Below are 21,555 nucleotides of genomic sequence, written 5' to 3' on the forward strand. Positions count from 1 at the left end.
CTGCGTCTCCCCTGAAGGGAGCCGCTGTGAAGACAACGATTCGGCCGTACGGCTCGTTCCCCCGTTAGGAGATTCTCTTCACAAGTAAACTCTCACCCGCCATTGAACGTTAGTGGTGAAGAGGGGGCAGCCTATATGTCGCTGTTTAGGACTGTTTTGGGTCGTGGCGCGCTTACGGCAGGGGTCGCTTCGCTCGTCCTGTTCGCAGGAGGGTGTACGTCGAATGGCCTTATCGCTCGAAACGGCGAACCGGCCGCGGCGCAAGCGCTGAGAGGAAACGACACCGGGAACTACGCCATCGCGGCAACGTTTCCGAAGACTGCTAACGGAGCGCAATACCCAGAGGGAAATCTCGTCGAAATTAATGGGAAGCTGTACGGCATCGCGCAAGGTGGAGTCAGCTCGACCGATGGCACAATTTTTAGCGCCGCCGGCGGCGAAATCAAGACGGTCTACCGTTTCAATTCCCGGGCGAACGACGGTAACACTCCAAACTTCGATGTCATCGCCGTCAAGGCCGGGACCGGCGACGTTACGATCTACGGAACGACGCAAAACGGCGGGGCCAATAATCACGGCACGATTTTCAGCTATGACCCCAAGACCGACAAAGAATCCATCGTCTACAGTTTCCAGGGCAACGCCGACGGCGCGAGTCCGGGAGCGGGCGTCATCTATCATGACGGCGCGCTGTACGGGACGACGCGTCGCCGCGGCGAGAACGGCAAAGGCGGCCTCTTCAAGTTCGCGCTGCCGAACGGAAAAGCGGGCTCACCCGAGGTGTTGCACCAGTTTCGTGCGATGCCCGATGCGTCCGACGTGGAAGCGCCGCTGCTGTACCACAACGGTATGCTTTGGGGCGTATCCAAAGAAGGCGGCGAGTTCAAAGGGCCGGCGGGCAGCTTCGCAGAGGGATACGGATCGGTTTTTAAGTTCGGCCTCGATGGCAGCGGCGGCGTCTGCAGCAGCGCAAACGGCGATGAGCTGCTGCAGCCCGACAAGGCTTTTGTCAATAACAGCGACGCGTTTTTAGTTTCCGTGGGATCGTCGTTTGACGATCCGGACGGGTTCATCTGGATCATTCACGACAGCGGTTGCCGTATCGGGATTCCACGCGACGGCAGAATTCCAAAGAGCTTGGGGGGACATTCCCCGTCGGGCGCGCTCGTCTATTCGGGCCCGGATCTGATCGGCGTCATGTTCGGCGGCGGACCCGATGGCAGCGGGGTCGTCTACCGATATACCGGTCGGGCCGGTCCGCCACCGCCGGGGAAATCGTCGTTCGAAGTGCTGCACACGTTCACCGGGAAACTGGGCGCGCGGTCTGTCGACGGGTGTAAACCCGTTGCGACGCCGATCCTCGTCGCTGGGAAGATCTTCGGAACGACGCGCGGATGTGGAAAAGACGATGTTGGAACCGTCTGGGGTTGGAATTAGGATCGTAGTGAGCGTCCCGTATAGCCACACGACGAGTATCGCCACCACGATGACGCTCGACGCTGCCCATGCTTTCGACCTACGCTCATGCAATGGAAGGCGTAGCTAGAGAGGCCGTCAATCGGCTAGCCATCAGAGGAAAACCCGTATGAAATAAGGCACTTGCGGGGCTTGGAGAGGTGGCAGAGCCTGGTTTAATGCAGCGGTCTTGAAAACCGCCGAACCGGCAACGGTTCCGTGAGTTCGAATCTCACCCTCTCCGACGAGCTTGTGAGCTTGCCTCAGTGCGCGATCACAAAAGAGAACCAAATGGTCTTCGCTGGGTCAGTGGAGCTTCGGAAGGCCACGCGAACCCTTCCCGATGTTACGGCCTTGAGGATAAACTCGGTAAAAAAGCCGGTCCTTGGGGGCAACGACGTTCCATCGCGATAAACCAGGGCAACGCCGTTCGACGTACGCTTTGCGAGAGTCCAGTCCCACGAGTTCTCGGAAGCCGGCAAGTCCACGGCGAAGGTGTCTCCGACAATGCCGAAGATCGTAGAACGTGAGTCGGATTCCATAATCGGCCCGAAGTCCGGGCGAGGCGGCGGAACGATGCGTTGCAGCGTGCCCTGAGTCGCAGATACCGCAAGCCCGCGAGCGTCGAGCATATCGAGCTCGCGACCGCCCTCGCAGAAGAAGTATCGCGTGGCTAGCTGCTTTCCGTGAGATGATTCCGGACGAAGCTGCATCTTGCCGCTAAATGGTTCCTTCTCGAACTTGATCGACCAAGCCCCGTGCGTCGTTATTGAGTCTCCGCGATGAACGCCTCCCGTGAAGCGCTCTGTCATCACGAACGTCCCGCTGCCAAGGCCGCCGGCAGACGGATCGACGAGGGTAACTTCGGTCCAAACTCCGGCACAGTCGGCGCACACAAGCACCCCCGCATACTTTCCGTCGACGGGAAAGTCACCGCCTGGCACGAGATAGGCGCGCACCGTGGTTTGAGACATGCCGAAGCTCAGTGCGCAGGCCAGAGCGATTGCCAGTATGCCGCGTCGCGCAAGCGAGGTTCGCGTTTCCATCCTCATGCAATATGTTCCATGATTGGCCGATTCCCGCAGCGTCACTTACCCTCCCACGGATGGGGAGCGATGCAACCCGAATTGCTACCCAACGCCGCGAGACTTGTAGTCAGCAGACGGTACGAAACAAGACCGAGGTGGTTAGTGCTACGAACGAAGCGATGCGCCGAGGCATTATGTGACACGCGAACGCACGGCTGATAACGTTCTTGAAAACCACCGAACCGGCAACGGTTCCGTGAGTTCGAATCTCACCCTCTCCGAGCTATTCAAGGCGTTCCAGCGAGCGGAGCGACGGGAAGAGCTTCATCCACAGCAACGCGATCCCGACGCTAGCAACGCCGCCCAGCAGCGCCGAAGGCATTGCTCCCAAGAACGCAGCAACGGTTCCGCTCTCGAAGGCGCCGAGTTGATTGGACGCATTGATGAACAAGAAGTTCACGGCGCCCACGCGGCCTCGCATCGCATCGGGCGTGCGCAGCTGAACTAGCGCGGAGCGGATGACGACGCTAATCGTGTCGGCGGCTCCGAGAATCGCCAGCATGACCAGCGACAGCCAAAACCAGTGAGACACGGCAAAAACGATCGTCGCCAGTCCGAAGACGATCACGGCACCGAACATCCGCGCTCCGGCGCGCCGCGAGATCGACCGGTGCGCGAGGATGGCCGTCATCACCAACGCGCCGACGGCGGGCGCCGCGCGCAACACGCCCAACCCGAGCGAACCGACGTGCAAGATGTTGCGCGCATAAATCGGCAGCAACGCCGTCGCGCCGCCGAAAAGCACGGCAAAGAGATCGAGCGAAATCGTGCCCAGAATCGCGGGATCGCGCCGTACGAACGCTACGCCGGCGAGCAACTCCCGCCACGAGCGCGATTGCGTGGAATCCGCGGCGGCGGTCGCCCCTGCTGCGATCGAGGCGCTGAGCATCGAGGCAATTGCCCAGAACACGAACATCAACGCATACGGCACGCCCGGCGAAATCGCATAGAGCAAGCCGCCCAGCGCGGGACCCGCAATGGTCGCGAACTGCAGTCCGCCCGATGATATCGCGGCACCGCGGGCAAGCGCGCTGCGCTCCGTCACCGCCGAAAGTAGTGCGGCAGTGGCCGGGCTCTCGAAGGCATCGGCAACGCCGAGTACGGCGATCGCTCCAAAAATCGCGGGCACCGTCACCCAGTGTCCGAAGCTGCCCCACGCCAGGAACGCCGCAACCACGCCTTGGGCGATCTGGCACGCCTGCATGACGCGACGCCGGCTAAAACGATCGGCGGCCGAACCGGTCACGAATACCAGCACGGCCGTAGGAACGAACTGCACCAGGCCGGCCATGCCCAAATCGAACGCGCTGCCGGTCAGCGAGTAGATCTGCCACCCAATCACGACGGACGCCACTTGATATGAGAATTCCGAAGAGAAGCGAGCGGCCAGATAGATCAGAAACGGCGGATGGCGCAATGGACTGTTGAGCACGACCTCGAAGGTCATTCGTCACGCTAATTGGAGGTGCCCGTTCGTGCGAACCGCTCTTACACTCGCCGCCTTTATCTTGACATCGTCCATTGCTGCCGTGGCAGCGGATGCAGTTGCGCCCTCGGCTATCGTGGCTTCGCCGTCAACCTACGACGGCAAGACCGTAACGGTCAGCGGTAAAGTCTCGAACTTCCAAACCTCGAAGACGATGATGGGATCGGTTGCCGGCTACCAGCTGTGCGATAGCGAATGCATCGTCGTCATCGACGAAACGAATACAGCGCAAACCAACGGATCGACGGCGAGCGTCACCGGAACTTTTCACGCGACGTTCAAAGCGCCGCGAAAGACGTTTACCAACGCGGTCGTCATTTCGAAATAGCCGACTCGCGCTTGTTTGACCTCGGAGCAAACGTAACTCTGCTCGTTAGGTAACGCGTTTTGCCGTTGGGTACGAACGATCCATGGCAAACGTTCTGAATCAATATCTCGACCTAGCCGGCGACGCCGTCAACGTACTGGTGACTCAAGGTACCAGCCTCCTCGCGCAGCGTATCGAACAATACGCGCGCGTTGGTGACGAAATCATCGTGACTTTACGAAAAAACGATGAGGTCCAGGCAGCCGATTTTGCCGAGCTGCTGAGCGGCCGGGCACACGCGACCGCTAATTATATGCGTACTCGCGACGGCCGCCGCATGTGGTCCGACGCGCAGGACGCCATGAGCGGCCGCGGGTGGGTCATGGCCGGTGCGGGATTGTTGACCGGATTTCTCGCCGCGCGCGCGATTCGGTGCAGTCCGCCGTCGAGGTACGATCTCTGATGAATCTCATCCCGGACGCGATCACCGACGCGCTGGCGCGACTACGTAACGATATCGAAAGCGCCGTCCGCGCCGAGCTGCGAACCTTCAAAGAAGAAGCCATGGAGCAGTTGAGGCCGTTGTTGGCCGCTGCCGGAATGGCGACGGTGGCGGCGGTGGTCGGTTTGGCTTTCGTCGGCGCGTTCACCGCACTGTGCGTGATCGCGCTCTGCACCGTACTTGCGCCCTGGCTCGCCGCGATGATCGTAACCGTCATTTGGGGCATCGTTGCGGCAGCGCTTGGGTCGACGGCCGTCGCTCGAGTGAAGGCGGCGTTGCCTCTAAAATTCGATAGAACTGCGCGAACCGTGAAAGAGGATGTGGCATGGATCAAGAGCGATTTGAAACTGCGGAAATAAACGACGCCGGCATAGTCGACCGTGCTAGGGATGCGGTTAACAGCGTAGGCGACAACCCGATGCTGATGCTGCTCGGCGGCCTCGCCGTCGGATTTCTGATGGGTATGCTGGTCCCGGTTTCGCGTTTTGAAAACGAGCAGCTGGGCTCCGTGGCCGACGATCTGCGGGGTCGCGTGCGCGAAGCCGGCGCACAAGCGGCTCGCCGCGGCGGCGAAGTCATCAAAGACTCCATCGACGCGGCGACCACCACCTCGTACTAGCGAGCGATCGTCGCGCGCGCCTCTAGCGCCTGTTTCGCCACGGCGGCGAGGGCCTCGAGGTGCGCGCGAGTCAGCTCGTCGAGCTTTCCGTTGAGGGCCACGGCACAGTTGTGGGAGAGATCCTCGAGCTGCAGCCGCGCCAGCGATTGCGCGTCGGTAGGCGTACCGTCGGCCGGCGCGATCCAGAGCTGCGCGAGCCGTTTAGCAAAACGCATTTGAGCGTTACGCCGAACGACGCCCGCGCGCGCGACGGCTCCGCTTGCAATATCGCCGTAGATCCCGGTGCGCGACCAATCGAAGAGATCGACGAGCGTCATCGTCGTTCCACGGCCGTACTTCGTGCTGAGATCGTCGATGCGCTGTAAGGTCAGCGGTGCGAAGAGTTCGCCGAGCGCCTGATCCTGCGCGCTGCCGGCGATCTCGACGATCGGAACATCGTGTCGCGGTGCAGGATTGTAGGCCCAGGTTCCACCGGCTTCGAGCGAGCTGGCCTCGTCATAGGTCAAGCGATTGAGGACGTCGGGATTGAAGTGCCAGGCCGCGTCGGAGAACAGGTACTGCTGCAGCGTCCGCCACGCGGCGTATTCGTCCGCGCGCGACACGGGCTGCAACGGCGGCTTACTGCGCGGATCGCCGGCGTTAGCCCGCGAGAGGTATTCACCGCCGATAATATGTGCCGGCATCGTCGCGTCGCGCACGTAGTAGCGCAGCGGACGCAGGAAGGCGCGCCGCGCTTCTTCGTAGGACTGGCCTTGCGCCGGAAACCGCTTGGCCACCGAGTCGAGAATGCCGTGCAGCATCGCCAGCTGCGTGCGTTCCCACGTTAACGGACGATCGCTAAGGTCGTACATCTGCACGCGCGGATCGATGGCATGCCCCTGGTCGAAGAAGGCGTCTTCGTCCGACGCGAAGCGATACGTCGGATCGCTCCAGCGCGAAGCGAGCGCGTTGAGCGCGCCTACTTCGGCTCGCGGCGTCGTCGCGTTGGGGACGTACTCGTATCCCCATTTGACGGCGTAGTAATCGTAGGGCCCAAGCCCGAGCTGAAGATAATCGCCTTGCGGCGTGCCTTTCGGCCACAGGTTCACCGGCGCGTACTCCATCACACTGCTGCCCACGCCGTGGCGTGCGGTGAAGTTGCGGTCTTGCAGATCTTTGGCTGTATACGCCATCGATCCGATGAAGTTGTGCTGGAGGCCGAGGTCGTGGCCCGACTCGTGCAGCACGACCGCGCGAATCGCTTGAATCGTGTAGTTCGCTTCGAGCGCCTCGCTGTCGGGGAGTCCGCGCGCGGGCGCGATAACGTAACGGTAGGTTTGACCGGAGAGTCCCTCAACCGAATCGATGTTGATGCCGGCGTTGATTTCCTGGCCCGTGCGAGGGTCGGTCACGATCAGCGCCTCGGCGCCGTATTGCGGTGTCGACGAGTCGAACCAACGCACCATATTGTGTCGGATGTCGTCGGGATCGAAGCTCGACGAACCGTCGGGCTGCTGCTCGACCTTCACGGCGTCCAGAATGCCGATCTTCGTAAACGCGTCGTTCCACGTCATCAACGCGTCGGCGATCGTTTGCCGATATGCCATTGGAACGTCGTTGCTCAACGTGAAGATCAGGGGATTTCGGGCCGCCGAGGGCGTGCCGGGCGTCGCCGGATCGAAGTTCCAGCGGCTGACGTAGTACACGTTACGCGTCGGATTGGCGTCGCTTTGAAAATCGATCAGCGGCTGCTCGAAGTAGCCGACGCGCGGATCGGCGATGCGCGGCATGTAACCGCCCGCGGGAGCGGCGATGAAGTTGTACGTCATCTTGACTTCGACGCTGCGCGGATCCGGCACGTTGTCGATCACGTCGGGATCGTCGCTCGACCAGGTTTGGCTGACGCGAAGGATGGTGTTTTGCGGGAAGGCTTTGGCTTCGATGAAGTACGAGCGGCCCGAGTCGAGTTTGTAATGGTGCTGCGGCTTGTCGTCGAGCGCGTCGAACTGTGCCTGTAGGTCCGCGACGTCTTCCAGAAACGGCGTGGCCGCGATGACCACGGCGGTCGGCGACTCGGAAACGATCGGCGTGACGGCAACGACGGAGCTGGGCAACGATTCCCGTGCGCCGACACTTTGCGGCGTGTTCGGATCGACTTTCGCAAACGTGTTCGGCCAGCGAATGACCAGCGAGTTCTCCGCGCGCTCGAAGTGAATGATGCGCCCCGGCGCGACGTACGGCTCGCCCGGCGCCGGTCCGAAGCCCCCCAAACCGGTGGTCGGAACGGACGTTTCGATCAGGTCCGCGCCGAGTTGCGCTTTGGGGATCGACAGATAGACTTTCCCGTTTTTCTTGATGACGGCGATCAGTCCGGGCGACACCTGAGCGTCTTTGACGAAGGTTTCATAGGGTGCGGGCGACGCCGACCCCGAAGCTCCCTTGCCGTCTTCCTGAGCGAGTGCTCCGGCCGTTGCGAACGCAAACGCCGCGACGGCGCTAAGGCAACATCGAAGATAACGCATAGCGAAGGCTGGAGTTCAGCGAGGCCTGAAATAGACCTATGAGGTTTGAGTTCTCTGAGGATTTTTTGATGTACATCCCACCGGCTTTTTCAGTCGACGATCGTCGTTGGGCGGTGGCGTTGATGGAGCGCTACCCGTTTGGCGTGCTCGTCACCTGCGACGCTCCCTATGCGGTGACCACTCACTTGCCGATGTTTCCGTTCGAACGGGAAGGCGCGCTCTACATCGCCGGTCACGTCGCAGCCGCCAATCCCCACGTCACGTCGATCGCGGCCGGCGCGCCGGCGACGGCGGTCTTCACGGGTGCGCACGCGTTCGTTTCGGCTTCGTGGTATACAGAGCCGTACGCGACGGTGCCGACCTGGAACTACAGCGCCGTGCGGGCTTCGGGCAGCCTGCAGACGACCTCCGCTCGGGACGTCGTGCGCGAGCTCTCGGAACGATTTGAAGGCAACGCTCCCGGCGCTTGGCGGATTGACGGCCTATCGCCGGAGTACCTCGAGAAGCAGCTGCGCGGCATCGTCGCGTTCGAGATGCGCGTCGACGTTCTCGACGCCAAAGCCAAGTTGAGTCAAAACCGCACCCAGGAAGATCGAGCGCGGGTCGAGCGCGCGTTGGCCGGTTCCGACGATCCGATGGATCGCGCGTGCGCCGCGGCGATGCGCGAAAGCGAGGAACGGTGCTAGCCGTCAACGACTACACGCTGCTCAAAAGCGTGCGCGCGGTGTGTCCGCGCTGCTTTGCCGAGAACGAGGACTTCGATCCGGAGTATCCCGACGACATCTGCGACGGGCATCTCGTCGAGCGCGACGGCCGCGTCTATCTGCGCCGGTTCTGCCGGCGCGGCCACGGCGAAGTCTGGTCGCTGTACGAAGAGAACGCGCCGCTATGGCGCTACCTGCAGCAGTGGCGCGTGCCGACCAAGGTCGTCAATCCCGATACCGAGCAGATCTTTCCGGTACCGATGGGCTACGAGTACGGATTGGGCCCATCGCATCTGCAGCATTCGTGCATCTATCTGCTCGACATCACGATGCAATGCAATCTGTCGTGTCCGGCCTGCTTTACCAGCTCGAGCCCCTCGGTCTCGCAGTATCTGCCGCTCGATCAAATTCTCCGCGCCGTCGAGACGGCGATCGAGCGCGAGGGCGGCCGTTTAGACGTCGTGATGCTCAGCGGCGGCGAGCCGACGATTCATCCCCAGATCGGCGCGATCGTCGACCGCCTGGCGGCGCTTCCCGTGACGCGCATCTTGATCAATACCAACGGCATCCGGCTGGCCAACGAAGACGCGTTTCTCGAGAAGCTCGCATCCTATCGCGATCGCGTCGAGGTGTATCTCCAATACGACGGACAGCGCGCGAGCACGCAGGAGGATTTTCGCGGCGTCGATCTCACCGAGCTCAAGGCCCGCGTCGTCGAGCGTCTTTCGCGGGCGCGCATCTTTACGACTCTGGCGATGACGGTCGGTACGCACAACGCCGATCAAATCGGCGAGGTGCTCGACACGGCGTTTAGCACGCCGTACGTCGGCGGCGTTATGTACCAGCCGCTCTTTGCCTCGGGCCGCGCGCCGCACATCGATCCGATGGATCGCGTTACGACGACCGGCGTCCTGTCGCGAATCGAAAGTCAATCGCGTAACGGCGCTCGCGCGCGCGATCTCATCGCGCTGCCGTGCAGCCATCCGGATTGCTGTTCGATCGGATACTTCATCAAGGGAAAGGACGGCGCGTATACCGGCCTCGCGTCGATCGTCGGAGAAGACGCGCTGCGCGACAACTTGAGCCTGTTCGGCAATACGATTTCGTTTTCGGAGCCGTTAGGCGCGATCCGCAACGCGCTCTTCGGCATCATGTCCGAGACGATGACGCTCTCGCGCCCGCAGCTGCTCGATCATCTTCGGACGCTGTGCAGTGCGTGCGATCTGTCCTTTACCAGCGGTTTCGTCGGCGAGCGCGTCAAGCGCGTTACCGTCAAGCATTTCATGGACGCAAACACGCTGATCGCCGAGCGCTTGGAGCAGTGCTGCGTGCACGTCGCGGGTGCTGGAAACGACCCCGTCCGCATGCCGTTTTGCGCGGCCCGATTGTTTCCCAAAGTGCGAGAACGCGCCCTTGAAGGCACCGTTTCCCGTGCGGCGAATCGCACCGTCCCCACATAAATACGAGAAGAGGAGAGCCTCACCAATGACGACGGCAGCCAAAGTTGGTATTACCGGTATCGACGCCAGCTACTATCTAACAAAGGATCTTAATAAAGCGACCGCTTTTTACACGGGTCTGTTCGGTACGGAGCCCACGATGCACGTGCCCAATATGGTTTCGGAGTGGACGTTCGACCAAGACGGCACCACGTTCGGACTCTACCAGCCCGAAGACGCCGCGAACTGGCGTCCCAGCGGCGGCGTGCTCTTCCACGTCGACGACATTAATGCGTCAAAAGACGCGGCCTCGGCCGCCGGCTCCACGTTCGACGAGCACGTCGAAGAAACGCCCGGCTGCTATATGGCCTTCGGCAACGATCCGGAGGGTAACAGCTTCATCCTGCATCAGCCGAAGTAATCGGCGCAAAGCACCTTCCGAGGAGCCCCCAACCGGGGCTCCTCGTGTTTAGGCCAGCCGCTCGGTTGGTATAAAAATAGCGTGCAGTCAACGCGACTGATGCGCTCGCGCATCAACGATCGCCTGGCCCGCGCAACGCAATATCCGATCGCGCTGATCGTCGCTCCGGCGGGATTCGGTAAAAGTGTCGCGTTGCGTGACTTCTTGCTGAGCACGCGCGCCGAGGTCACTCGCTGCGACATCCGCCCCGAGAACGGAACCTTGCTCGCCTTTGCGCGTCGCCTAAGCGAAACGCTTGCGAGCGTCACCCCGAGCATCGCGGCGGCATTCCCCGAGATGCAGCAGCGCATCATGGAGACCGGCGAGCCGATCGAGCGCCTCTGCGACTGGTTCGTCGAGCATCTCAAACGCACGTCGTGCACGATCGTCGTCGACGATCTCCATTTTGCCGATCCGCCGGCGATCGCGTTTCTCGTGGACTTGATCGACCGCACCTACGAGCGCATTCATTGGATTATCGCGACGCGGTCGGACGCCGAGCTTCCGGTCGCGTCGTGGCTGGCGTACGGGCGCATGGATCTGGGCGTCGACGAGAGCGTCCTGCGCTTTACGCCCGAAGAAGCACTCGCGGCGGCCGACGAAGCGCAATCGGGCATCGAACCCGACGAAGTGGAGGCGCTGCGCGAGCTGACCGAAGGCTGGCCCGTCGCGATTGCCATCGCCTTGCGAACGCACACGCACGCATCCGACTTACGTTCGGCCGCGGGTGCCTACGAAGCCGCGACGCGCGAGATGATTTACCGGTATCTCGCCGAGCAGGTGTTCGCGGGGCTCTCCGAAGCGCAGCGCAACTTCCTGCTCGCGACGTCGGTGTTCTCGACGTTCGACGTCGGCATCGCGCAAACGCTCGGCGGCAGCGACTTCATCGCCGACCTGCGCCGGGGCGTCGCGTTCCTCAACGAGATCTCGCCGGGACGATATCGCTATCACGATCTGTTCGCCGCATTTCTCGAGACCGAACTGCGCCGCTTGGGCGAAAGTGCGTGGGCGGGCGTGCTCTGCTACGCCGGTCAGCTCATGGAAGAACGCGGAGAGTCCGCGGCTGCCCTCGTCCTCTATACGAAAGCCGGCGACGCCGGATCGATCCTGCACGTGATCGAGCGCGACGGTTTTGCGCTCTTCGAACGCGGTCACGCCGACGCGCTGGCTGCCGCGCTCGACGCGGTCCCCGACGCGATTCGCAACGCGAACGCCGCCGCACTGGGCTTACGCGCGACGCTCGACGCGGCGCGCGGACACTTCGATTCGTGCCGGCGCGGTTTCGTGGCCGCAATCGAGCGCGCGCAAGACGACGCGCTGCGGTTGGCGCTGGTGCATCGTTACGCGATCGAACTGGTGCGGCACGAGCGCGCGTGCATCGAGCTGCTCGAACCGTACGCCACCAACGAACTCGTCGTGCCGGCCATGCGAGCGCCGCTGCTCGGCACCCTTGGCACCGCGCTCGCGCGCGTCGGACGCGTCGAAGAGGCCATCGCGACCATCGCGCAGGCCCTCGAATACGTCGACGGTTCGACCGACGACGATACGCTGGCGCGGCTCTACCAGCAGGCAGCTTACGTGTACCGGCTCGAGTCCACGCACCAGCAAGCGCAGAACTACGCGACGCTCGCCGTCGAGCTCGCGCTGCAGCGCAATCTCAACGAAGTTGCCGTGCGCGCGTACAGCGTGCTCTATCAAATCGCCTACGACGACGGCGACGATCCCATCGAATGCTTGACGATTCTCGACAAGCTGCTCGAGTGCGCGCGCAAGGGGGGCAGCACGCAGGCGCTGCTCTACGGACTGTTGGCGACGTACGCCATCGAAGCCGAGCGCGGAAACGAAGCGATGCTCGAACGGCTCGATCGGGAGCTGCAGGCGATCGTGGGCGGATTGCCGCGCGTTCGTGCCGAGGTCTTGCTGCCCGCGATGGCGCTGCGCGCGGGTTGGGAACGCGACTTTCACCGAGCCTACGAACTCCTCGCGGGCACGACCGAGCTGCAAACCAACCACGAACGCTGCGCGTACCGGGCATCGGAACTTGCGCTTTACGCGCTCGCGGCAGGCATGCGTGCCGAAGGCGAAGCCGCGCTCGGCGAAGCGCTGTCCGCGCTCGCGTTGTGCGAAGCGTCCACGCGGCGCACCTTGCGCGCGCGGGTGATGGTGGCGTGTGCGGAACTGCTGCGCGGTCATACCGCATCGGCGCACCGCTACTTGAGTGAAGTCGAACGTGCGCTGGTTCCGTCGATGCGCTGGCTGCGCGCGTTCGCGCACGTCGCGCGCACGCTCTACCGGGTCGCGCTCGGACAAGCCGACCGGCTCGTGCTCGCGGGCGCACTCGAGCGACTGCGCGCCGAACAGCTTGGGGGAATCGCTCGCTTGCTCGAGGCGATGCCGTTCCCGCAGAGCAGCGAGGGCGGCTACTCGACGCTCACGCCCGCCGAACGCGACATCTTACATCTGCTCGCCACCGGCGCGAGCACCAAAGAGATCGCCGCGAAATCGGGACGCAGTCCACGGACGGTCGACACGCACATTCGTTCGCTCTGCCAGAAGCTGCGCTGCAGCGGCCGGCGCGCCGCCGTCGCGCTTGCTACGGGTTCGGGCTGGGTACAGACGTGAGAACCGTGCTACGCTCGAACGGCCTTGCGGCGCTCCTGGCTGCTTTTGCGTTATCTGCCTGCAGTAACGCGACGCCGTCCATGGTCGCGCCCTCCGGTCGTGCGCCGGCGCCGGCACCGGTTCACATGCATCCCGCCGAAGGCGCCAACGCGCTGCCCGGCGAGGGTGCCAACGCGTTGCCCGGAGCGACGCTGCCGTGCGTCTTCAATCCGGCGCAAGGTCAGGCCAACTGTACCGTCGCGATCAACACGAATATTCCGCCGGCAAGTAATCCGACGGAGCCCGCGTCGTTGATTCCCGGCCTGCATCCATCCGATCTCATCGGTGCGTACGCTCTGCCCTCGCAAAATCGGGGACAACTGGTCGCGATCGTCGACGCCTACGACGATCCGACCGCCGAATACGATCTGGGCGTGTATCGAACGGCGTTCGGTATAAAAGCGTGCACGACGTCCAACGGATGTTTCCGGAAGGTCAACGAGCGCGGCGGCAAGCCGTATCCGTCGGCGAACACCGAGTGGTCCGACGAGATCGCACTCGATCTCGACATGGTCTCGGCGGCGTGTCCGAACTGCACGATTCTGCTCGTCGAAGCGAACTCGGCATCGATCGACGACCTCGGCACGTCGGTCGATGAAGCCGTCGCCCTCGGAGCGCGCGTGATCAGCAATAGTTATTACGCCTTCGAGTGGCAGCAAGAAGCGTCCGAAGACGCGCACTACCGCCACAACGGCACGGCGATTACCGTTAGCTCCGGCGACGCGGCCGAGACGTTCTATCCCGCGGCGTCGCCGTACGTTACCGCCGTCGGCGGGACGTCGCTCAAAGGGAGCACCGGAGCGTGGGCCGAGTCGGCTTGGTCGTACGCGGGCGGCGGCTGCACGCAATACGAACCGCGGCCGAGCTATCAGAGCGGCGTCGTGAAGTGTTCGAAGCGTTCGTCGGTCGACGTTGCCGCGATCGCCGATCCGCAAACCGGCGTCGCAACGTTCGCAACGAGCGCGGGCGGCTGGATCGTTGCCGGCGGCACCAGCGTGGGCGCGCCGCTGGTAGCGTCCGCCTACGCGCTATCCGGAAATCTCCAGGGACCGGCGTATTCGTATCAACATCGCGGCGCGTTTGCCGACGTGCTCCCGGCCGGTTACGATTTCCGTACGGGAATCGGCACGCCTAACGGCGTCGCGGGGTTGTAGCCCAGAACGACCAGCGTTTTCTTCGGCAGCGGTCGCAGACCCAGCGCGATACGATGTGACCCGTTTCCAGTTCGATTAAGCGGATCATGCCGCACTTCTCGCACACACCGTGCGCGTCGCCGTCGCTAAAAAAGCAGAACGTTTCAGTCGGCTTCCCGCAGGCGCAGGCGAGTTGCGGTGTGGGCGTCATACCACAAGTGTGCCCGGCCGCGGATTGAAACGAACTGCGTAATTTTGCGTATGGGCCGTGGCCCATTCACTGCAATGGTTGCGTCGACTTCAGAATGCCTTGACCGTCGGAACCGAGGTAGAGGTATCCGCCGTTCCAGCGGATGCCCCAGAAGCTGTGGGTGATGAGGTTGCGATCGAGCCGTCGCCACGTCGATCCGGTGTCGCTGGAGAGATAAGCGCCGCGTAACGTCGTGAGCGCGACGAGCTCCCGTTTTCCGGCCGCCGCGGGGCTGAAGACCATCTGGCGCGCCGGCGAGTAGATAAACGCCGGCCGCGGCTGGGCGGAGCGTTCCGCGAGATCGCGATCGGCCGGTCCTCGCAGCAGCGGCGCGTTCGTCACGTCGGCAACGCGCCTAAACGTCCGCGCCCCATCGGTGCTGCGCAAAACAAAGACGTTGTTTTGCGCATCGACGCTGCAGGCCAACACGATCTTGCCCCTCGCGGGCGAAATCGCGGCCGCGTACCAGAACGCGGTTGCCGGAACGCCCTTCGACGTCGTCCACGTCTTGCCGCCGTCGAACGTGACGCGAATCGATGAAAACTTCTGCTTCGCTAAGTCGCCGACGATGATGTGCGATCCGTCGTGCGGATCGACGACGATCGCGCCGGGCTCGTCGACCGGCCACCGCAGCCGCTTGAAGCTGATGCCGCGGTTCATGGTGGTGAAAACGGCTCGCGGTGCCGAGGCAAAGCCGGCACCGACGACGTCACCGGAGGCGAGGTACAACTTTTTCGGATTGTCGGGATCGAAAGCAAGCGGCGTCGTCATCAGCCTGCTCGACAGCAGTTTGGCTGCCGCCGCGGACGGCGATCCGTAGGTCGTGCAGCCGTCGTACGAGACGAGAAGTCCCGAAGCTTCGTCGAACGCGTAGCACACGCTCGGATTTCCCGGCTCGAGCTCGTTAAAGCCATCCTCGTAGAGCGCGAAGCTGCGCGACGTCAACTCGGTCCAATGCGCGCCGGCGTCGTGTGTGACGTGGCTGTCGAAGTCTTGCAGCGACGCGACGATGGTTCGCCCGTCGGGCGAAATCGCGAACCGCCGCGCCAGTCCCGTAGCGACGGTTTTGGTGACGACGTCGTCGTTAGGAGAGCGCGAGTACGCCGAACACGCGGGAACGTCGTCGAGGCCCTGATCGCTGGCGACCCAGCAGCGATCGTCCTTTCCGTTGGGAAACGTCCACACGTTGCGGACGTCGATAATCGAAAGGCTAGCGGCAACGGCAACCGTTGGACGGGTCGCGCCGCCGGCGGTCAATGCGAACAAGACGCCGGGGCCGTCGAGTCCGATGTAAAGCAGATGCGGATGAACGCGGCTGAATGCGATCGCTTGCGTTCCCAGCCCGAGCTCGTAGTAGTTGTAACCTTGAAAAGCCGGGACGACGCGCGTCCACGTGCCTCCGCCGTCGGACGACGCATTGAGATTTTGATCCCAGCGTCCGTCGTTGGAGCTGGCGTAAATCGTGGATGGATCGAACGGATCGATCGCGATTTGGTGAACGGCGGGCGAGCTGCCGTCGGTGCCGGTATGTGCGTTATAGGGAAGTTTCCCCGACGTTTGCCACGCGCCGGCGGCGTATTTGAGCATCGTACCGTCGGTCATCCCGGCGAACATCGCGCCGCTGCCCGACGACTCGGCATTGATGGCCGTCGGATATCCGGTTGCGGTCGCCGGATACGACACCGTCCAATGCATGCCGCCGTCGTTCGATCTCAGAATGCCGGCGGCGGTCGTTGCGAACAGCGTGCCGCCGTACGAGGCAAACTGCGTGGCTTGCGACGTGCGATAGACGTTGTGCCAGGACGAACCGGAATCGGTGGAAAGGAAAATGCCTTCGTACTCGGTGGCGGCCAGCAATCTCGCGTGGTGTACGGGATCGATCCAAAGCGCGTTGACGACCGAGTCGACGACGCCGGATCGATCGGTGAGCCCGTTATCGATGGGCTGCCACGACGCACCACCGTTGCGCGTGCGGAAGACTCCCGCGGAAGAATAGGTTTCGAGGCCGGTTCCCCGTCCGCTCGCGACGTAGAGAATCTTTGCATCGGAAGGATCGACTGCAAAAGCGTTGACTTTACCGGAGTTCGCAATGAATCCCGACGTCATGTGCGTCGGGCCGATCGGGCGAAACTCGATCGCGCGCCTCGCGGCGCTATCGAAGCCGGGTACGGCCGGCATCAGCGCGCCGCCGCTCCCACGGCACCCGGCGCAGAGCAACACGAGCACGAAAAGCAAGCGAGAAAAACGCATTTTGAGGTGAATGTATCCGCCTAATTAGCCGCCGGTGACGTCGAGATAGAGCTCCGTTGCAAACGCGATCAAGAAGCCGAGGGTCATCGTGGCCGTAGCCATCGCGGTAAGACCCATTCGACGCAAGACGCTCCACAACTCGCCGATCACGAAAATCAGCGCGCCGACCGCGATCGCCAAGAACAGCACCGACAGCACCGGCGAGTAGAACTGATAACCGACGATTGTGCCGGCGAACGTCGGACCGCCGGCGATGAGGCCGGCCAAGCCGATCTGCGCCCACGACGGTACGACGCGGCCGACCAGCGGCGCCGCGATGCCGAACCCTTCGGTGGCATTGTGTAAGCCGAAGCCGACGATGAGCGCGAGCGCGATCGCCGTCGCTCCCGACGCGGCCGATGCGCCGATGGCCAAGCCCTCACCGAAGTTATGCGCGCCGATACCGACGGCAATAAGTGCCGCGAGCACGACTGGATTCTGTGCGTGCTCGGCGGCGCTCTTGGAGAAATACGTTGCCGCGCTGCCCAGGCCGACCAAACCGACCAGCAAGCCGATGACGAAGACCGCAACGAGCGCGTATGGAAATGCGATCGATCCGGCGTGCCACTGCGCGACCGCTTGGGCGATCGGCACGATGGCGTTCTGCGCGATCTCGACGACGAGGTACAGCAGAATGCCGATCGCGAGCGCGTTGAGCAGGGCGATGACGTCGGGCTTCAAACTGCGCGCGCGGGCGATCGGTAACCCGAGAAAGATCGTAAAGCCGGCAATCGCTCCGAGCAGCACGGTCATGCCGAAGCTCAGCGCGTGTTTCACCGGCCGCATCGACGGCGTCATCGCGTTATACATCGATGCCAGCGTGTTCGGCGTTCCAGCGTAGTGAATCGCGGTTATGAGGCCGTCGGGCATTCCGTTGGGATCTTCGATGTGATCCATTACGTGGCAGTGCAGCAGCCACGTGCCGGGCTTGGCGTTGGCATCGACGACGACGTCGACGCGCTGTCCCGGTCCGATCAGCACCGTGTCTTGAACGTCGGTATACTCTACCGGCGCGGCGTCGCGTGCGATGATCTGCTGGTAGTGACCGTGCGTGTGCATCGTGTGGAACTCTTCGCCGGAGATGCTGATCCAGCGGATCCGGATGCGCTCACCGGACTTGACCTCCAGCGCCGGCGCGGACGGATACTCCTTGCCGTCGAGGGTGAACTCGTTTTCGGCGCCGCTGCGGATCTGCCACGACGAAATGACTTCGAGGTAGTCGTGCGCGAGATGCTGCTCGACCGGACGCGGATGCGACGGCTCGACGATGATCGCCCCGTAGAGCCCCGAATCGAGCATCGCTTCGTTGTCGTGCGTGTGATAGATGAACGTCCCGGATTGATCGGCGACGAAGCGATAGGTGAAGCTTTGGCCGTGGCGGACCAGCGGTTGCGAAATGCCGCCCACGCCGTCCATGGTATCGGGGATGTCGTGAATGCCGTGAAGGTGGATCGAGTCGGGCGTTTCGCCGTCGTTGGTGTAGTCGATAACGACCGTGTCCCCTTGATTCACGACGATCGCGGGACCGGGAACGACGCCGTTGTACGTGTTGGCCATGACGGTCATGCCGGGTTTGAGCGTCCAGGGTGCGCTGCGCTCGACGATGTGAAAGACTTTCGTGCGGCCGTGCGTCTGCGGAATCGCTTGATACGCGCCCTCCGGACGCAGGAAGCTTTTCGACTCGCCCGGTGCCGGCGTCGCAACGGGAATCGGCCCGCCGATCGGCTGCAATCCCAGATTGGTCGAGTTCGGCGACGCGACTTCGTCGGCATCGGCCCGCGCGACCGCGGGCAGCGCGCACGCGAACGCGACGGCGATGACGATCGCGAGCGCGGTTCGCGCGACTACGTCGACGATCGCTTTCGGCAACCCCGTGCCGCCGGGCGGGACCGCCTCAGCCATAAGGCCGTTCGTTCGAGGCATGCCTAGCAATACTATTAGGCATGCCTAACACCTGTCAATGCCGAAAGCGGCCCGCGTGTCAGACATTCGGCTTCAACGCGAGCTCAAAGTTCCGCCCGTGCCGGCGTTTACGGCGCTTAAAGAGATTCTGTCCGCCATCGCGTCCGAGCAGGGCGCGTGGCGCGGGTTCGCGCTGCACGTCTCGCTCGGCGATCTGCATCTTCCCGATCTGGGATACCTTTCGGTTCCGATCGCACTGACGATTGGCGAGACGCACGACGAAACGAACTCGGTCGACATCCGTTTCACGTCGATGAGTAACGCTGCGGTATTTCCCGTGTTTGCGGGCGCGGCCGGCATCGACGCTACCGGACCGACCGGCTCGACGCTTTGGATATCGGGCGACTACGCCGTTCCGCTGCAAGTCCTCGGCAAACTGCTCGACAAGACGCTTGGAGCGGGAGTCGCGCAACGCACGCTCGAGAATCTCATCGACGACTTAGCCGTCGCCGTCATTGCAAACGTCGAGAAACGCGAAGCCGAGTACGCCCGCTACCGATTGCATTAGCGCGCAGGCATGCATAGTCGGCGGCGGCCCCGCCGGTATGATGCTTGCCTTGCTGCTCGCGCGGGCCGGGATCGACGTCGTCCTGATCGAGAAGCACGGCGACTTTCTGCGCGACTTTCGCGGCGACACAATCCACCCGTCGACATTGGCGGTGATCCAAGAGCTTGGTTTGCTCGACGAGTTCTTGCGGCTGCCGCATCAGCGGGTCACGAGCCTGTCGGGCAACTTGGGCGACACCACCGTCCGGGTGGCGGACTTTTCACGTCTCCCCGGGCGCTGCAAGTTCTTGGCGTTCATGCCGCAATGGGATTTTCTCGACTTTCTTGCCGCCAGAGCCCGCCAGTATCCGAACTTCCATTTACATTTGCAGACGCGCGCGCACGCGTTGCGCTTCGACGGCGATCGCGTCGCGGGCGTTTGGGCGGAAACGCCTGACGGTGAGCTGGAGATTCGCGCCGCAGTTACCGTGGCTGCCGATGGTCGCGACTCCGTTTTGCGGGCGTCAGCAGGCCTCGTACCGATGACGGTCGGAGCGCCGATGGACGTTCTGTGGCTGCGCTTGACCAAACGCGCGAGCGATCCGCACGAGACGTTCGGCTACGTTCGCGGCGGCCGGATCATCGCCTTAATCGATCGCGGCGAGTATTGGCAGTGCGCCTATGTCATCGCGAAGGGAACGTTCGAGGAGTTGCGGGGCCAAGGTATCGAGGGGTTGCAATCGAGCATCGCCGCCACCGTGCCGTTTTTGGCCGACCGGACCGGCGAACTGCAGTCGTGGGACGACGTCAAGCTGCTCACGGTTCGCGTCGATCGCTTGCGCCGGTGGTACCGCGCGGGGTTTCTCTGCATCGGCGATGCCGCGCACGCCATGTCGCCCATCGGCGGCGTGGGCATCAACTTGGCGATCCAGGACGCGGTCGCAGCGGGGAACCGGCTCGCACCCAAACTCTTACGCGGCGCGCTCACGACCGCGGATCTCGCAGCGGTACAGCGTCGCCGGGAGTTTGCTGCCAGAGCAACCCAAGCGCTGCAGGTATTCATTGGCCGCAACGTGATCGGTCGCGTGCTCGAAGCGGGTCATTCGCCGCTGCTCGCGCGCGTGCCGCGCGTAGCGCGCGCCCTGCCGTTTCTTCCGCGCGTTCTGGGCCGAGTCGTCGCTTTCGGACTGCGCCCCGAACGCGTCAGAACGTGATGCACCAAAAAGAGTTGCGGTTGATTGGCACACTCGGTTCGCGGGAACGATTCGAGCATGAGAGCAACGTGGAAACCGCACGAAAAACACGGGCGGCTAACCATGCAGAGCGACTTACCGAACAGCGTCTACGCGTTTCCGAAAAAACGTAAAGAGCCGCTGACGGATGCCCGCCACGTGCGCAACGCCGTCGCCCGCTTCGACCAAGTCACCGACGTTTCGGACGAAGAACGTTCTCAGGCACTTGCCAATATTAAAAAGGCCGCCGCCTATTACGAAATCGATCTGGCGCCTAAGGGAGCAGCCACTCGAAAGCGCACCGGCGTCGCCCGTAAGAAATCCACGCGAAAGAGAAAGGCGCGCTAAGCGCACGCGCCGCTCACGCGTGGCCGGATGGCTCGGTTGCCCGCATCCTTAGCGAGAGACGTTGGCGGCGACCGGGCCATTCTTTTGGGAATAAAGGGCTCGTGTACGAACACCGAGCGTCGACTATCGTCCCAGCACCCGTCGATCGGGTCTACGAGTTGTTCACGTATTTCCATCACTATCCCGAGTTCATGCGCCACGTCAAAACCGTCTCGTACTACGACGATCAGAACACGCATTGGGTGGTCGACGTCGCGGGGCGGCACGAATGGGACGCAATCAACGAGGGCTGGCAGCGTAACTCCCGCATCGGCTGGCGTGCCACCGGCGGTCTCAAGCATTTCGGCGAAGTACTGTTTCAGTCGCTCGGCTCCGAAGCGACCTGCGTTTTCGTACGCCTGAAGTACGAGCCGCCTGGCGGCATGGCCGGGAGGTTCGCCGCCGTGATGGGCGTCGCGCGCACCGTGGAGCGTGCCCTGCAGCAGGACCTCGATCGTTTTGCCGAGGTCATCGGCGAGTCGCGCACGCAAGGCGCGGAGCTCGATTGGAACACGATCCGGCGCCGGCGGCTCTACACGATCCGCGGCACGATCGGCCGCGGTAAAGTCATTCCTCTGCGCCCAACGTAGCTAA

19 protein-coding genes and 1 tRNA gene are annotated in these 21,555 nt (G+C 63.0%); 15 read left to right on the forward strand and 5 right to left on the reverse strand.

The genetic code is table 11. From position 1 onward, the window contains the following. Positions 1 to 156: 156 nt before the first annotated feature. Positions 157 to 1,437 carry a choice-of-anchor tandem repeat GloVer-containing protein gene (locus tag VGG89_10105; GenBank protein HEY1976889.1) on the forward strand — a complete coding sequence of 427 codons (1,281 nt, stop codon included), beginning with the start codon at positions 157 to 159 and terminating at the stop codon, positions 1,435 to 1,437. Between the two features lie 173 nt (positions 1,438 to 1,610). Continuing rightward, positions 1,611 to 1,699, forward strand: a tRNA-Ser gene (locus VGG89_10110). Between the two features lie 19 nt (positions 1,700 to 1,718). Here the strand turns inward: VGG89_10110 and VGG89_10115 are convergent. Both VGG89_10115 and VGG89_10120 read right to left on the reverse strand, forming a co-directional pair. Next, on the reverse strand, positions 1,719 to 2,507 hold the full coding sequence (locus tag VGG89_10115; GenBank protein ID HEY1976890.1) for a copper resistance protein NlpE N-terminal domain-containing protein: 789 nt from the start codon (positions 2,505 to 2,507) through the stop codon (positions 1,719 to 1,721). Between the two features lie 259 nt (positions 2,508 to 2,766). After that, complete coding sequence (locus VGG89_10120; protein HEY1976891.1) at positions 2,767 to 3,990, reverse strand: MFS transporter; 1,224 nt, start codon at positions 3,988 to 3,990, stop codon at positions 2,767 to 2,769. A 28-nt stretch (positions 3,991 to 4,018) separates the two neighbouring features. Between VGG89_10120 and VGG89_10125 the strand changes: the two genes are divergently transcribed. From VGG89_10125 to VGG89_10140, 4 genes are all read left to right on the forward strand, one after another. Further along, the gene (locus VGG89_10125; GenBank protein HEY1976892.1) at positions 4,019 to 4,357 is read left to right on the forward strand and encodes a hypothetical protein; all 339 of its coding nucleotides are present in this window, start codon (positions 4,019 to 4,021) and stop codon (positions 4,355 to 4,357) included. 82 nt (positions 4,358 to 4,439) lie between these two features. After that, a complete protein-coding gene (locus VGG89_10130; GenBank protein ID HEY1976893.1) occupies positions 4,440 to 4,799 on the forward strand; it encodes a hypothetical protein in 360 nt (119 codons plus the stop codon). Further along, the gene (locus VGG89_10135) at positions 4,799 to 5,197 is read left to right on the forward strand and encodes a phage holin family protein (protein ID HEY1976894.1); all 399 of its coding nucleotides are present in this window, start codon (positions 4,799 to 4,801) and stop codon (positions 5,195 to 5,197) included. The genes VGG89_10130 and VGG89_10135 overlap by 1 nt, the downstream gene beginning before the upstream one ends. Before the next feature lie 59 nt (positions 5,198 to 5,256). Beyond that, positions 5,257 to 5,457 carry a hypothetical protein gene (locus VGG89_10140; GenBank protein HEY1976895.1) on the forward strand — a complete coding sequence of 67 codons (201 nt, stop codon included), beginning with the start codon at positions 5,257 to 5,259 and terminating at the stop codon, positions 5,455 to 5,457. Here VGG89_10140 and VGG89_10145 read toward each other — a convergent pair. Beyond that, positions 5,454 to 7,958 (reverse strand): zinc-dependent metalloprotease, encoded by a 2,505-nt coding sequence (locus VGG89_10145; GenBank protein HEY1976896.1) that lies wholly within the window; start codon positions 7,956 to 7,958, stop codon positions 5,454 to 5,456. The two genes, VGG89_10140 and VGG89_10145, sit on opposite strands and share 4 nt — an antisense overlap. 38 nt (positions 7,959 to 7,996) lie before the next feature. Here VGG89_10145 and VGG89_10150 point away from each other — a divergent pair, with 38 nt between their 5' ends. The 5 genes from VGG89_10150 (at position 7,997) to VGG89_10170 (ending at position 14,376) form a co-directional block, all read left to right on the forward strand. Further along, positions 7,997 to 8,644 carry an FMN-binding negative transcriptional regulator gene (locus tag VGG89_10150; GenBank protein HEY1976897.1) on the forward strand — a complete coding sequence of 216 codons (648 nt, stop codon included), beginning with the start codon at positions 7,997 to 7,999 and terminating at the stop codon, positions 8,642 to 8,644. Then, positions 8,638 to 10,122 carry a radical SAM protein gene (locus VGG89_10155; protein ID HEY1976898.1) on the forward strand — a complete coding sequence of 495 codons (1,485 nt, stop codon included), beginning with the start codon at positions 8,638 to 8,640 and terminating at the stop codon, positions 10,120 to 10,122. Before VGG89_10150 ends, VGG89_10155 begins: the two co-directional genes overlap by 7 nt. Positions 10,123 to 10,147: 25 nt before the next feature. Beyond that, positions 10,148 to 10,522 carry a VOC family protein gene (locus VGG89_10160; protein HEY1976899.1) on the forward strand — a complete coding sequence of 125 codons (375 nt, stop codon included), beginning with the start codon at positions 10,148 to 10,150 and terminating at the stop codon, positions 10,520 to 10,522. An 81-nt stretch (positions 10,523 to 10,603) separates the two neighbouring features. Continuing rightward, positions 10,604 to 13,183, forward strand: coding sequence for a LuxR C-terminal-related transcriptional regulator (locus VGG89_10165; GenBank protein HEY1976900.1), 2,580 nt, complete (start codon positions 10,604 to 10,606; stop codon positions 13,181 to 13,183). Then, a complete protein-coding gene (locus VGG89_10170; GenBank protein ID HEY1976901.1) occupies positions 13,180 to 14,376 on the forward strand; it encodes a hypothetical protein in 1,197 nt (398 codons plus the stop codon). Before VGG89_10165 ends, VGG89_10170 begins: the two co-directional genes overlap by 4 nt. A 256-nt stretch (positions 14,377 to 14,632) precedes the next feature. On the opposite strand, the gene VGG89_10175 is transcribed toward VGG89_10170, so the two are convergent. Both VGG89_10175 and VGG89_10180 read right to left on the reverse strand, forming a co-directional pair. Then, complete coding sequence (locus VGG89_10175; protein HEY1976902.1) at positions 14,633 to 16,855, reverse strand: hypothetical protein; 2,223 nt, start codon at positions 16,853 to 16,855, stop codon at positions 14,633 to 14,635. 24 nt (positions 16,856 to 16,879) lie between these two features. Then, on the reverse strand, positions 16,880 to 18,796 hold the full coding sequence (locus VGG89_10180) for a multicopper oxidase domain-containing protein (protein HEY1976903.1): 1,917 nt from the start codon (positions 18,794 to 18,796) through the stop codon (positions 16,880 to 16,882). A 76-nt stretch (positions 18,797 to 18,872) separates the two neighbouring features. Between VGG89_10180 and VGG89_10185 the strand changes: the two genes are divergently transcribed. The 4 genes from VGG89_10185 to VGG89_10200 all read left to right on the forward strand — a co-directional run bounded on the left by VGG89_10185 (position 18,873) and on the right by VGG89_10200 (position 21,551). Beyond that, on the forward strand, positions 18,873 to 19,364 hold the full coding sequence (locus VGG89_10185) for a hypothetical protein (GenBank protein ID HEY1976904.1): 492 nt from the start codon (positions 18,873 to 18,875) through the stop codon (positions 19,362 to 19,364). Beyond that, a complete protein-coding gene (locus VGG89_10190; GenBank protein HEY1976905.1) occupies positions 19,312 to 20,556 on the forward strand; it encodes an FAD-dependent oxidoreductase in 1,245 nt (414 codons plus the stop codon). Before VGG89_10185 ends, VGG89_10190 begins: the two co-directional genes overlap by 53 nt. A 102-nt stretch (positions 20,557 to 20,658) precedes the next feature. Then, on the forward strand, positions 20,659 to 20,922 hold the full coding sequence (locus VGG89_10195) for a DUF6582 domain-containing protein (GenBank protein HEY1976906.1): 264 nt from the start codon (positions 20,659 to 20,661) through the stop codon (positions 20,920 to 20,922). A gap of 101 nt (positions 20,923 to 21,023) precedes the next feature. Then, positions 21,024 to 21,551 (forward strand): SRPBCC family protein, encoded by a 528-nt coding sequence (locus VGG89_10200; protein ID HEY1976907.1) that lies wholly within the window; start codon positions 21,024 to 21,026, stop codon positions 21,549 to 21,551. Positions 21,552 to 21,555 lie beyond the last annotated feature (4 nt).

Source organism: Candidatus Baltobacteraceae bacterium (genome assembly GCA_036488875.1).
In the GTDB taxonomy this organism is placed as follows: domain Bacteria; phylum Vulcanimicrobiota; class Vulcanimicrobiia; order Vulcanimicrobiales; family Vulcanimicrobiaceae; genus JAFAHZ01.

What these genes read in the sequence shown, in the direction of transcription:
- VGG89_10115 (HEY1976890.1), bottom strand. Translation starts at nt 2,507, where the DNA reads ATGAGGATGGAAACGCGAACCTCGCTTGCGCGACGCGGCATACTGGCA.
- VGG89_10120 (HEY1976891.1), bottom strand. Translation starts at nt 3,990, where the DNA reads ATGACCTTCGAGGTCGTGCTCAACAGTCCATTGCGCCATCCGCCGTTT.
- VGG89_10130 (HEY1976893.1), top strand. Translation starts at nt 4,440, where the DNA reads ATGGCAAACGTTCTGAATCAATATCTCGACCTAGCCGGCGACGCCGTC.
- VGG89_10135 (HEY1976894.1), top strand. Translation starts at nt 4,799, where the DNA reads ATGAATCTCATCCCGGACGCGATCACCGACGCGCTGGCGCGACTACGT.
- VGG89_10140 (HEY1976895.1), top strand. Translation starts at nt 5,257, where the DNA reads ATGCTGATGCTGCTCGGCGGCCTCGCCGTCGGATTTCTGATGGGTATG.
- VGG89_10145 (HEY1976896.1), bottom strand. Translation starts at nt 7,958, where the DNA reads ATGCGTTATCTTCGATGTTGCCTTAGCGCCGTCGCGGCGTTTGCGTTC.
- VGG89_10150 (HEY1976897.1), top strand. Translation starts at nt 7,997, where the DNA reads ATGAGGTTTGAGTTCTCTGAGGATTTTTTGATGTACATCCCACCGGCT.
- VGG89_10160 (HEY1976899.1), top strand. Translation starts at nt 10,148, where the DNA reads ATGACGACGGCAGCCAAAGTTGGTATTACCGGTATCGACGCCAGCTAC.
- VGG89_10175 (HEY1976902.1), bottom strand. Translation starts at nt 16,855, where the DNA reads ATGCGTTTTTCTCGCTTGCTTTTCGTGCTCGTGTTGCTCTGCGCCGGG.
- VGG89_10180 (HEY1976903.1), bottom strand. Translation starts at nt 18,796, where the DNA reads ATGGCTGAGGCGGTCCCGCCCGGCGGCACGGGGTTGCCGAAAGCGATC.
- VGG89_10195 (HEY1976906.1), top strand. Translation starts at nt 20,659, where the DNA reads ATGCAGAGCGACTTACCGAACAGCGTCTACGCGTTTCCGAAAAAACGT.